Below are 12,165 nucleotides of genomic sequence, written 5' to 3' on the forward strand. Positions count from 1 at the left end.
ATCAGAACCGCGACCACGACCAGACAAGGGCAGGAACCCATGAGCCAGACCCAGATTCAGCCTCAAGCGCAGCCGCTGAAATTCGAAAAGCCGGACGAGGGCGAGGAAACCGCGCGCGCCGACCTGTACGGCCTGTTGGCGACGCTGCTCTACGCACCGCCGCCGCAGGCGCTACTGGATACCATCGGCTCCGCGCAGGCGCAGGGCGAGGGCGTATTGGAACGGGCCTGGGCCGAGCTGGTCGCGGCCTGCCGTGGCGCGCAGGCGGAGCCGGTGCGCGCAGAGTACGAGCAGCTTTTCGTCGGCGTCGGCAAGCCCGAGGTCATGCTGTATGGTTCTTATTACCTGAGTGGCTTCCTGATGGAAAAGCCGCTGGTCGAATTGCGTGACGACCTGGCCCGGTTGGGCCTGCAGCGCTCGGAAACCATGGTCGAGAGCGAAGACCACCTTGCCGCATTGTGCGAGGTGATGCGCTACCTGATCGCCTCGGACGATCCGGTGCACGCCAACCTGGCGACGCAGAAATCCTTTTTCGCCGCGCACATGCAGCCTTGGGTCGGCGAATGCTGCCGCGCGCTGGCCGCCCATCCCTCCACCTCGTTCTACAGGCCCGTGGCGGCGCTGGCCCAGGCATTCTTCGATGTGGAGATGCAAGCGTTTGACATGGCGTGACCCGGCGCACGATGAAAATAGGGGGATGTTGCGTTGCGCAATGAAAAAGATTCATGTTTAACATATGCAAAATCATTCCAGGGTGTGCATAATTGGAATGTTCATATGGCATTGTTTGTTTGATGTTGGAACCGATGTTTGCAATGGTTTGCTAAAACGATAATTTCCCGGAGATATCCATGGCAGAACAGAAAAAAATTGGCAGGAGGACCTTCTTCGCCGGTTTGGGTCTTGCAGCAGCCGCTGGCGTAGCCGTCAAGCTTGCCGGCAACCAGCAGCCTGCCGAAGCGACATCTCCCGCCGAACCCGCCGACAGCGACCGATACCGCTTGTCCGAGCACGTCAAGAAGTACTACCGCACCACCACCATCTGATTCCGAGGTGACATCATGCTGCTGACTCGCAAGGGCCAATCCGGCTCGCGTTCGCCTGCCCGTTTCTCGTCCAGCCTTGCCGACAGCCTGTCGCGCGCGCTGCCGACGATGGACCGCCGGTCTTTCCTGAAACGCTCCGGCATCGGCGTCGGCGCCGGTATCGCTGCTTCCCAGTTGGGCCTGATCCAGCGAGCGAAGGCGGCCGCTGGTGCGGATGGGGCGGGTGGCAAGATCGAGGTGCGCCGAACCGTCTGTACCCACTGCTCGGTGGGCTGCGCGGTCGATGCCATCGTGCAGAACGGCATATGGGTGCGGCAGGAGCCGGTGTTCGATTCGCCAATCAACCTTGGCGCCCACTGTGCCAAAGGCGCGGCGCTGCGCGAGCACGGCCACGGCGAGTACCGCCTCAAGTATCCGATGAAGCTGGTCAACGGCAAGTACCAGCGCATCAGCTGGGACGTTGCGCTCAACGAGATCTCTGCCAAGCTCCTGGACCTCAGGAAATCCAGCGGACCCGATTCGGTGTTCTGGATCGGCTCGTCCAAGCACAACAACGAGCAGGCGCAACTGATGCGCAAGTTCGTGTCCTTCTATGGCACCAACAACACCGACCACCAGGCCCGCATCTGCCACTCGACCACGGTCGCCGGCGTCGCCAATACCTGGGGCTACGGTGCGATGACCAACAGCTACAACGATATGCAGAATTCGAAGGCTGCAATGTATATCGGATCGAATGCTGCCGAGGCCCATCCGGTGTCGATGCTGCACATGCTGCATGCGAAGGAAAACGGCTGCAAGATGATCGTCGTCGACCCGCGCTACACGCGGACCGCGGCCAAGTCCGACCAGTACGTCCGCATCCGCTCCGGCACCGACGTCCCGTTCCTGTTCGGCGTGCTGTACCACATCTTCAAGAACGGCTGGGAAGACAAGAAATACATCAACGACCGCGTCTACGGCATGGAAAAAGTGCGGGAAGACGTGCTCGCCAAATGGACGCCGGACAAGGTCGAGGAAGCCTGCGGCGTGCCCGAAGCAGAAATGTTCAAGGTCGCCGAGACGCTGTCCATGAACCGGCCTTCAACCGTGGTCTGGTGCATGGGGCAGACCCAGCATACGATCGGCAATGCCATGGTCCGCGCTTCCTGCATCCTGCAGCTGGCGCTGGGCAATGTCGGCAAGTCGGGTGGCGGCACCAACATTTTCCGCGGTCACGACAATGTGCAGGGCGCAACCGACGTTGGCCCGAATCCCGATTCGCTGCCCGGCTATTACGGCCTGGCGACCGGCGCGTGGAAGCACTGGGCTTCGGTCTGGGGCGTCGACTATGAATGGATCAAGAAGCAGTACGCGTCGCAGGCGATGATGGAAAAATCCGGCACCACCGTGTCGCGCTGGATCGATGCCGTGCTGGAAAAGAACGAACTGATCGACCAGGACAGCAACGTCAAGGGGGTGGTGTTCTGGGGTCATGCGCCCAACTCGCAGACCCGTGGCCTGGAAATGAAAAAGGCGATGGACAAACTCGACCTGCTGGTCGTGATCGATCCTTATCCTTCGGCGACGGCGGCGATGGCGGCCATGAAGGTCGAAGGCCAGGAGCTCAACGCCAACCGTGCCGTCTACCTGCTGCCGGCAGCGACCCAGTTCGAGACCTCGGGCTCGGTGACGGCATCCAACCGCTCGCTCCAGTGGCGCGAGAAAGTGATCGAGCCGCTGTTCGAGTCCCGTACCGATCACATGATCATGTACCAGCTGGCCGAGAAGCTCGGCTTCGGCAAGGAACTGGTTGCCAAGCTCAAGCTGGTGCCGGGCAAGGGCGGCTTGATGGAGCCGGAACCGGAATCGATGCTGGAAGAAATCAACCGCGGTACCTGGACCATCGGCTACACCGGCCAGACGCCGACGCGCCTGAAGGCGCACATGCGCAACATGCACCTGTTCGACGTCAAGTCCTTGCGCTGCAAGGGCGGCAAGGACGCGGTCACCGGCTACGACATGACCGGCGACTATTTCGGCCTGCCGTGGCCCTGCTACGGCAATGCGGAGCTGAAGCACCCGGGCTCGCCCAACCTGTATGACACCAGCAAACACGTGATGGACGGCGGCGGCAACTTCCGCGCCAACTTCGGCGTGGAAAAGGACGGCGTCAACCTGCTGGCGGAGGACGGCTCGCATTCAGTCGGTTCCGACCTCACCACAGGCTACCCGGAATTCGACCATGTGCTGCTGAAGAAGCTCGGATGGTGGGACGACCTGAACGAGGCCGAGAAAAAAGCGGCTGAAGGCAAGAACTGGAAGACCGACTTGTCCGGTGGCATACAGCGGGTATGCCTGAAGGTGCACGGCGTGCACCCCTTCGGCAACGCCAAGGCGAGGGCAGTGGTATGGAACTTCCCGGACGCGATTCCACAGCATCGCGAGCCGCTCTATGGCACCCGGCCCGACCTGGTGGCCAAGTATCCGACGCATGACGACAAGAAGGCGTTCTGGCGCCTTCCCACCCTGTACAAGTCGCTGCAGCAGAAAAACGTCGAGAACAAGTTGTACGAAAAATTCCCGATCATCCTGACTTCCGGCCGTCTGGTCGAGTACGAAGGCGGTGGCGAGGAGACCCGTTCGAATCCCTGGCTGGCCGAACTGCAGCAGGACAACTTCGTCGAGATCAATCCCAAGGCGGCGTCCGACCGCGGCATCCGCAACGGCGAGTTCTGCATCGTGTCGACGCCGACCGGCGCCCGTATCAAGGTCAAGGCATTGGTCACACCTCGCGTCGGCGCGGACACTGCGTTCATTCCTTTCCACTTCTCCGGATGGTGGCAGGGCAAGGACATGAAAGAGTTCTACCCGGAAGGCGCAGCACCGGTGGTGCGCGGCGAGGCGGTCAACACCGCAACGACCTACGGCTACGACTCGGTGACCATGATGCAGGAAACCAAGACCACCATCTGTAACATCGAGAAGTTTGTCGCGTGACGCGTAACGCCAGGCACGAGGAGATAAGAAAATGGCACGAATGAAATTCATCTGCGATGCGGAGCGCTGCATCGAGTGCAATGGCTGCGTCACTGCTTGCAAGAACGAGAATGAAGTGCCCTGGGGCGTGAACCGTCGTCGTGTGGTGACAATGAACGACGGCGTCATCGGCCAGGAGAAATCGATCTCGGTCGCCTGCATGCATTGTTCCGATGCCCCCTGCATGGCGGTGTGCCCGGTCGACTGCTTCTACCGCACCGAAGATGGCGTGGTGCTGCACGACAAGGACATCTGTATCGGATGCGGCTACTGCTCCTACGCCTGCCCGTTCGGCGCGCCGCAGTTCCCGTCCGTCGGCACTTTCGGCCTGCGCGGCAAGATGGACAAGTGCACTTTCTGCGCCGGCGGCCCGGAAGAAAACGGATCGAAGGCGGAATTCGAAAAATACGGTCGCAACCGGCTGTCCGAAGGCAAGTTGCCGGCGTGCGCCGAAATGTGCTCGACCAAGGCCTTGCTCGGCGGCGATGGCGACATGGTGGCCGACATCTTCCGCACCCGCGTCCTGCGGCGCGGCAAGGGCAGCGAAGTGTGGGGCTGGGGCACGGCCTACGGCAAATCGCCTAACCCGAACGCCGTCGCACCGGCAGCTCCCGTCCAGGAGAAAAAATCATGATACGCACCATCTCTGTCATTGCGGCCCTGACGATGCTTGCTGGCTGCGGCGAAAAGCCCCAGACCGGCGTCAGCAGCTACAAACCTGACCAGAAGCCTTGGGCAGGCGCGGCTTCGCCGTACAACGCGGCCGGCTACAAGGGCGGCGACAAGGCGGCCTGGGATACGCAGATGCGCGCGCGGATCCAGACCCAGAACGAGCACAACCGGGTCAACTGAGGCAGGGGCCATCATGAAGACAATCATTGCCACGCTTGCCCTTGGCTTGTCGTTGCTGGTGTCCGCCGGCGCCGGCGCCCAGAACAGCGGCACCATCAAGCCGGCCCAGCCGGCGGCAGCACCAGCCGCAACCGCTGCCGCAGCCGCACCTGCAACGGCTGCCGCGGCCGCCAGCGCCGTGGTCGTCCCTTCTCCGGTGCCGGGGGTTGAATCAATCGACATCCTGAAGCAGGACCAGGCGCAGCGCAGCAAGGACCAGCCCGGCAACCTGGCGCCTACCTGGCGCATCGTGAAAGAGGGCACGCCCAACTACTCCAGCCTGCCGGCCCTCGAAAGTTCGGTGCTGATCCAGCCCAAGGCCCAGTTCCCGGGGCAGGCCCGCGCCACCACCGCGGGCGAGGCCTGGCGCCAATATCGCAATGGACCGCTGACCGTGTACGGAGGATGGCTGATCGTGCTGGTGCTGGTCGCCATCGCCGCAGTCTATTTCTCGCTCGGCCAGATCAAGCAAAAGGCGCCAGACACAGGTCGCCTGATCGAGCGCTTCACCTCGGTCGAACGGACTGCGCACTGGACCCTGGCGATCTCGTTCATGACCCTGGCGGCATCGGGCCTGGTCATGCTGTTCGGTAAATATGTTCTGTTGCCAGTATTCGGACATACGCTGTTCGGCTGGCTCGCTTACGCCTGCAAGAACATCCACAACTTCGTCGGGCCGGTGTTTTCGCTGGCGGTGATCGTGGCCTTCATCATTTTTGTGAAGGACAACCTGCCGGGCAAGGGGGACATCAAGTGGGTGCTGCGCGCTGGCGGCATGTTCGGCAAGCACGAGGTGCCGAGCGGTCGTTTCAATGCTGGCGAGAAGCTGTGGTTCTGGGGCGGCGTGGTGGTCCTTGGCGTGGTGCTTACTGCGTCCGGCTTCTTCCTGGACATGCTGGTGCCGGCAGTGGAATATACCCGCGGCAACATGCAGGTCGCCAATGTGATCCACCTGGCCGCCGCGGTCCTCATGTTCGCGGTCTCGATGGGTCACGTCTACATGGGCACGCTCGGCATGCAAGGCGCCTACAAGGCGATGCGGACCGGGTACGTCGACGATGCCTGGGCCAAGGAACATCACGAGCTCTGGTACGAAGACGTGGCGAATGGACGGGTACCGCGGGTGCGCACGGAAGAGGGTGCCGCCGCTGTCGCTGGCTCGCCCGCCAAGGCATCGTGATTCATTGAGGAGGCAAGAGATGAACAAAATCATAATGGGGCTGGCGACGCTGGCGGGCTTGGTGATCGCGGGCAGTGCGGCAGCAAAATTGCCGCCGCCGACGGACGAGGCCAAGGCCAAGGCTGCCGAGGCCAAGTACAAGGCCGGCTGGGCCGACAAGGTGTCGGCTTACCAGTTGTGCATGTCGCAGGACAAGGTGGCTGCGCGTTACCACAAGGCCAAGGGCACCAAGCCGGCAAGCGCGCCGGCTGCCGCATGCCAGAACCCCGGTCCCTATGTTGCCCAGGTAGTGGCAGCACCGGCCGCTACTGCAGCAGCACCGGCGGCCCCTGCTGCTGCAGCGCCGGCAGTCGCCGCTCCGGCTGCCAAGCCAGCCGCCGCCAAAAAATAGCGCTTTTCAGGGCGGCGGGTCTTTACCTGCCGCCCGCGTCTTCCCTGCCGAAACCACGTAGAATGGTTTTGCGCGTCTGACATTGCGCCTTGCAGCGCGTCTGGCAAGCATTTCGTTTTGATTTCCTTTTTTCCACCGATTCACCTGTGACAGGATAGCCCCACCATGCCGCGCCCCGTGCTGACCAACGCCATCGCCGAACTCACACGCGAAGTGGAAGTGATGGATGAACGCGGCCGCGTGTCGACCATCTTCATTCCGGCCGAGCGGCCGCTGACGGTCTATGTGGACAAACGTGAACTGGTGACGCTGATGACCCTGGGCGGCGCCCCGGAAGCCTTGACGCTCGGATATCTGCGCAACCAGCGCCTGGTGACGTCCATCGACGATATCGAGTCGGTCCAGGTCGACTGGAGCGTCGACGCGGTAGCGGTGAAAACCAGGACCGGCATTGCCAACGTCGAGGAACGCACTTCGAAGCGGGTGGTTACGACCGGCTGCGGACAGGGCTCGGTGTTCGGCGGCCTGATGGATGAAGTCGACAAGATCGTGCTGCCCGAGGATGCGCGCCTGAAGCAGTCGGTGCTGTACAAGATCGTTGACTCGATCCGCACCATGAAGTCGATCTACAAGCAGGCTGGATCGGTGCATGGCTGCGCGCTGTTTTCGGCCGCTGGCGAGGTGATTTATTTCGTCGAGGATGTCGGTCGCCACAATGCGGTCGATGCGATCGCCGGCAAGATGTGGCTGGATGACGTGCGCGGCGAAGACAAGGTGTTCTACACCACCGGCCGCCTGACCTCGGAAATGGTGATCAAGGGTGCGCAGATGGGGATTCCCTTCCTGCTGTCCCGCTCGGGCACCACACAGATGGGGCACATGGTCGCCGACAGGCTCGGCATGTCGCTGGTGGCGCGCTGCACCGGCACCCATTTCCTGCTCCTGACCGGCAAGGACAGGATCATCTTCGAGCCGCAGTTGCTGGATGGTTCGCTGCGTGTGGCCTGATTCGGCGGCAGCGGCAGCGGTACCCCCTCTCCGGCAGGATACAATGCCGCGTTTCACAATCGCGCGCGTTTCAAATCCAGGCGCTTCAAATCCACGCGTTTCGGGTCCGTGCCCTCCATCGTGCTCACTTCCATGTCCATCGACGTACCCATCCAGTCCATGACGCCGCTGCTCGAACTGCAGGGCCTGCGCAAGCTATATGGCGACCGTCTGCTGTTCGACATCGATCACCTGCGGGTGGGCACCGGGGTTGCGATCATCCTGACCGGTGCCAATGGCGCCGGCAAGAGTACCCTGCTGCGGGTGCTGGCCGGACTGGAGTCGGCCGAGCTGGACGAGGGACGTTTTTGCGGCACGCACTTCACGCTGTCGCCCTATCCGCGAGACCTGAGGACGCGTATCGTCTACATGCACCAGCATCCGGTCATGTTTTCGACCAGTGTCGAGCACAACATCGGCTACGGGCTGGCCGCCCGCGGCCTGGCGCGCGAGCAGATCCGCGAGCGGGTGGAAGATGCGATGGCATGGGCGGGCGTGGGCCATCTCCGTAACACGCCGCCGGGACGGCTTTCGGGCGGCGAGAAGCAGCGCGTCGCACTGGCTCGCGCAAAGGTGCTGGAGCCCAGGCTGCTGCTGCTGGATGAGCCGACGTCCAATCTCGACGGTCCCGCGCGCGAACAGGTGATTGCGCTGGTGCCTTCGCTCACTGCTACCGGAAGCAGCGTGATCATTGCCTGTCATGATCGTGACCTGATCGGCCTTCCTGACGTGCAGCGCGTCAAGCTGCGCGATGGTGGCTTGCTGGTACGCTGAGGCCGGTGCAGGCCGGTTCGTCATCAGTCCTGATCTTCCTCCTTGCGCTGTTCGCGGCTGTTTTTTTCCGGAGTACGCGACTTGCCGACGCTTTGCTTGCTGTCCCGCTTTTTCCAGCCCTTGATCTTTGGATTGGCCGGGGCGGCGCTCGCCTCGCGCGCCAACTTGTTGCCCTCCCGCTCGCGCAATCCATGATAGAGCGCGACCAACTCCTGATTCCTTGCGCGTTGTGCGGCGCTCATCTCACGGCCGTCTGAAACGACTCGCCCGTATGACGGTGCAGTCTGTGCCGGCGCCTTGTTTTCGGCCTGCTCGACCGCAGCACCCTGGTGCCGCTTGACCAGGGGCTGGGCCGGCGCGAGCTTGTCTTTGATGGGGTTCATGATTCAGTCCTTCCTGTACTGGATCGGCATTACGGATGAAGGTCGACGGCAGCGAGCGCGGCCGGTGGCGGAGAGCCATGTTGCATCTGCTCTGAAATCCGGGCGCTTCGCACGCGCGGGCCTATCCGGCTTGCCCACGCGCTCATCTGGTCGACGAAAGCGAGCAACCAGAGCCGGAACGCGACGGTGTCGAGCCGGGCCGGATCGGATTGCGAATCGAGCATGACGACACCCGTCTTGTAGTGCACACCAATACGGCCGCCGAATGGCAACTCTTGTTCGCTGATCGGATGCCACTCGATTTCAGGTGCTGATGCCGGGCGCCCCAGTTCGGGCTGCACGGAGCCGGCGCTGCCGAAAATGGAGACGGTTCCGCTCAAGGGGTCCGACTCGACGTTGATCACCCATTGGTGATCGAACACGAGAGTGAACACGCCGTGCGCATCGCGCCGGATGCGGCGCATGTCGTGGATATTGGCAAAATCGTCGAGGATGATTTTCAGTGCAGTGCTCATGGACGTTGACTGGCTGGCAGGACCGCAGAGGGGCGCGACCGACGCGCGGAATCGCGCTGAGTAACATCGAGCGAGGAATGGTTCGCGTTGGCGAGGGCATTTTTCGCTGCAGGCAGGAGGCCGACGGTCGGTCAGTCCTGCAGCCTTCGAAGGCTGATGCTTGCCTGCATCCTGGTTCGTGGCGTGCGCCGGTCCATGCTGTCAATCACGGTGTGGGTACTGACCAGCTCAAGCGAAGGACCTGCGGCTACGACCGCCCCTTGGCGGCGGCAATCCGTGCGCGCAGCGCAGCTGTTGCTGCCAGCAGGGTGAAGTCGCCGTCCTGGTTCCAGTGCCCGGGTTCGGAGCTCCACTGCCAGCGCGACGGAAAGTGATCGCCGAAGCACACGATCAGCCGTTCCCCGGGTGCCAGTGCACCGAGCTGCGCCGCCTGCGGGGCCTCTGCCAGCAAGCGTGCGGCGAAGCCGGACACGCCTTCGATCCTGGTGCGGGCACGCTGCTCATCGTCATAGGCGTTGTTCCACCGGCATTGAAGAAACAGCGCCAGCGGTCCATGCACCACATTGCAATACATGAACCACGAGTTGATGCCGTGGCCGGCGAAGCCGATCTCGGCATAGTCCCCGATACCGCTGCGCGCTTCCGCGACCCGGGAATCCAGGTCGTCCGGCCTGCTGGCCCCGGCACGCGTCGACCAGCTGTGCGGGCCGGTCTTCACCAGCGCTTGCGTCAATTCCTCCGGCAGGGGCGGTAGCGGAAGCTTCTCGGTTCGGAAAAGCTCCTGGAGTTCTTCGTTGGCAGTTACGTGGGACACGGTCACCTCGCTCGCGGCTGTTCATGGTAATGGCTGGCGCTGCATGGCAGCTGGCACCAGCCGGCTATCGTCAGTAAAGCTTCGGCCGTTGGCCATCGCGGGCGAACAGCGATGTGTGCGGATCCGACATGTCGGCGGCTTTCCAGCCATCGTCGTTCACCGAATCATCCACGATCTCGATCTCCCCGCCTTCCAGCCCTTGCACGATCGCGTCGTACCGGATCAGGAAGGCATCGACTTCCTCCTCGCTGGTGAGCAGGTCGAGCACGGTCTCCTCCAGAGCATCCCTCATTCCGTCCTCGCGCAGCTTGTCGGCCAGCATTTTTTCCATGAAGCGCACGGGCTGGGGCAGGTAATACGTCATGAATGACTCCTCACCTTGCAGATCCGGAGCACGCACCGCGCCGAAGCATTGATCTAGGTCGATGCGCCTTGCGCAGTAGCGGCCATCCGGCCGTTGCTCGATCATGATATTCCCTGGATGGCCATCAGTCTCGTTGATGAGCTCATCAAAAAATTCGATTCGGGCGTAGGCTTTTTTCAGCGATGCATCATTGTTCCTGAATGGTTCCAGATTGTCCGGCTGGCCGTCAGGGGTGACCGAACCGGTGAGGAGGATGTCAACACCCCCTTTATCATTTTTCTTGAACCGGATCGAGTGGACTCCCATGATTTTCGAGATGTCCCGATTGAGATTCGGGTCGTCGACAAGCATCTGCCTGCTGTCGTACAGCTGCTTGTAATGCGGTAAGTCCGGGCCAAGTGCAATATTGTAGTCAGCTTGCGCAACTGGTTTCCCCGGGACCACTTCCATCAGCAGCCCCAGGCGCTTGTCCACGATGCCCATGAAGGCGTTGCCGGTGACGCCATCGTCGCCCGCCAGCCCCAGCAGGCGGGCGACGGCCACGGCGGCAAGATTCCTGCGTTCGGGGCAGTAATTGTATTCCCCGTCACTGTCGCTATCCTCCAGATCCCGAATCCCGGTCAATGCGCCGCCAAGGCCGACCCGCGCATCCGATTTGCTTGGTTTGAAAGCAAATTTGCGTTCCTGGTTGGTTTCCGGATCCAGGATTTTCACGAGTTCGACCTGGTTGAAGCCGCCTTTGCCAAGTATCTTTTTTTTCTCGCCTGGCATCGAAATGGAATTGCCGACGAAACGAGGGAAGGTTTGGGGCAGGGGCTCGCTATTGGTGTGTGTTACATAGAGATCGGTCAGTTTTTTTTGATCCAGCAGGCACAGATTCACCGCGGCATTCGGTCCGGCGTGCGCCCACCATGTTGCCACTTTGGACGAATTTCCGAGGACACGCATTGCGCAGTAGTTTATTTTCACGGAGCGATCGCTGCCGGGATTCGGAATAAAGGTGGCCTCTTGAAAATATTTCGCCTTGTCTGAATTACGGTAATTGCATAATTTCGCCGCCTGGCGAGGCTTGAATCCGGCGGCGCGCAGGCTGCAATAGCCGAGGCGATCCGGGCTCGGATTTTCTTTGTCAAGATTGCCTATCTCCTCGCATGCGTACAGCCCGGCATCTTCCGCGAGCACACCGATGCCGCACAGCAGGCAGAACGCAAGGATCTGGTCATGATTGCCGTGCGGCATTCGGGACCGTGCCTGCTCGATGTGATTGGGCCTTGCTCCCCGTGCAATGAGTCGGTTTACGTTGAGTGGCTGCAGGCGGGCGGGTTTGCTGGTTTCGCCGGGGAGTGCCGCATCGACATTCCCGGGGGTGGTGCTGTGACTCGCCTGACCCTTCGAGCTATGGGTGCGCTGATCCTTGACGTTGGCGAGCGCGCTCTCGCTTTGCGCCCGATCCACGACATGGTCTCGGCTCTGGCGCATGCGGTTCCCGGGTGGGCTGGTCACGGGTGTGTCCGCCCGGGTGTGCCTGGTCCCCGGGTCTGCAGGTTCGGAATGGCTTCTCGTGACCTGAATTTTCGGGAAACTCATTGAAACCTCCTGCGCGACAGCGCGGATGGATTGCTTCGGGGCTATGCATGACGAATGGCGGCGACTTAGTAACCGATAGCCGCACTTTGTTCCTTCTTGTTAAGAATGGCAGTGCCTGGGTGGTTCGTTCGGGCCATCGCCGGCCTCGCGCCCGA

General features: G+C 61.9%; 13 protein-coding genes. 9 read left to right on the forward strand and 4 right to left on the reverse strand.

Going from position 1 to position 12,165, the window contains the following annotated elements; translation table 11 throughout:
• The first annotated feature begins 39 nt into the window (after window positions 1–39).
• From FVE66_RS12240 to FVE66_RS12280, 9 genes are all read left to right on the forward strand, one after another.
• Entirely contained in the window at window positions 40–672 is a 633-nt protein-coding gene (locus FVE66_RS12240) for a TorD/DmsD family molecular chaperone (protein WP_151447690.1), read from the forward strand.
• A gap of 179 nt (window positions 673–851) precedes the next feature.
• The gene (locus tag FVE66_RS12245) at window positions 852–1,046 is read left to right on the forward strand and encodes a hypothetical protein (RefSeq protein ID WP_151447691.1); all 195 of its coding nucleotides are present in this window, start codon (window positions 852–854) and stop codon (window positions 1,044–1,046) included.
• A 15-nt stretch (window positions 1,047–1,061) separates the two neighbouring features.
• Entirely contained in the window at window positions 1,062–4,025 is a 2,964-nt protein-coding gene (locus FVE66_RS12250) for a formate dehydrogenase subunit alpha (protein ID WP_151447692.1), read from the forward strand.
• Window positions 4,026–4,056: 31 nt separating this feature from the next.
• Window positions 4,057–4,698, forward strand: a complete 642-nt coding sequence (fdh3B, locus tag FVE66_RS12255; RefSeq protein ID WP_151447693.1) for a formate dehydrogenase FDH3 subunit beta — start codon at window positions 4,057–4,059, stop codon at window positions 4,696–4,698.
• Window positions 4,695–4,916, forward strand: coding sequence for a hypothetical protein (locus FVE66_RS12260; protein WP_151447694.1), 222 nt, complete (start codon window positions 4,695–4,697; stop codon window positions 4,914–4,916). The genes fdh3B and FVE66_RS12260 overlap by 4 nt, the downstream gene beginning before the upstream one ends.
• Before the next feature lie 13 nt (window positions 4,917–4,929).
• A complete protein-coding gene (locus tag FVE66_RS12265) occupies window positions 4,930–6,135 on the forward strand; it encodes a formate dehydrogenase subunit gamma (RefSeq protein WP_151447695.1) in 1,206 nt (401 codons plus the stop codon).
• Window positions 6,136–6,154: 19 nt separating this feature from the next.
• Entirely contained in the window at window positions 6,155–6,526 is a 372-nt protein-coding gene (locus FVE66_RS12270; protein WP_151447696.1) for a hypothetical protein, read from the forward strand.
• A 165-nt stretch (window positions 6,527–6,691) separates the two neighbouring features.
• Window positions 6,692–7,534: a formate dehydrogenase accessory sulfurtransferase FdhD gene (locus FVE66_RS12275; RefSeq protein ID WP_151447697.1), complete on the forward strand. Its 843-nt coding sequence runs from the start codon at window positions 6,692–6,694 to the stop codon at window positions 7,532–7,534.
• Between the two features lie 132 nt (window positions 7,535–7,666).
• On the forward strand, window positions 7,667–8,347 hold the full coding sequence (locus FVE66_RS12280; RefSeq protein ID WP_241673190.1) for an energy-coupling factor ABC transporter ATP-binding protein: 681 nt from the start codon (window positions 7,667–7,669) through the stop codon (window positions 8,345–8,347).
• Between the two features lie 23 nt (window positions 8,348–8,370).
• On the opposite strand, the gene FVE66_RS12285 is transcribed toward FVE66_RS12280, so the two are convergent.
• The 4 genes from FVE66_RS12285 to FVE66_RS12300 all read right to left on the reverse strand — a co-directional run bounded on the left by FVE66_RS12285 (window position 8,371) and on the right by FVE66_RS12300 (window position 12,010).
• Window positions 8,371–8,730: a hypothetical protein gene (locus FVE66_RS12285; RefSeq protein WP_151447698.1), complete on the reverse strand. Its 360-nt coding sequence runs from the start codon at window positions 8,728–8,730 to the stop codon at window positions 8,371–8,373.
• Window positions 8,731–8,759: 29 nt separating this feature from the next.
• Window positions 8,760–9,245 (reverse strand): type III secretion system chaperone, encoded by a 486-nt coding sequence (locus tag FVE66_RS12290; RefSeq protein WP_151447699.1) that lies wholly within the window; start codon window positions 9,243–9,245, stop codon window positions 8,760–8,762.
• A 247-nt stretch (window positions 9,246–9,492) separates the two neighbouring features.
• Window positions 9,493–10,059 (reverse strand): hypothetical protein, encoded by a 567-nt coding sequence (locus FVE66_RS12295; protein ID WP_151447700.1) that lies wholly within the window; start codon window positions 10,057–10,059, stop codon window positions 9,493–9,495.
• 70 nt (window positions 10,060–10,129) lie between these two features.
• Window positions 10,130–12,010, reverse strand: coding sequence for a hypothetical protein (locus FVE66_RS12300; protein WP_151447701.1), 1,881 nt, complete (start codon window positions 12,008–12,010; stop codon window positions 10,130–10,132).
• Window positions 12,011–12,165 lie beyond the last annotated feature (155 nt).

The organism is Lacisediminimonas profundi (assembly GCF_008831265.1).
GTDB lineage: Bacteria > Pseudomonadota > Gammaproteobacteria > Burkholderiales > Burkholderiaceae_D > Lacisediminimonas > Lacisediminimonas profundi.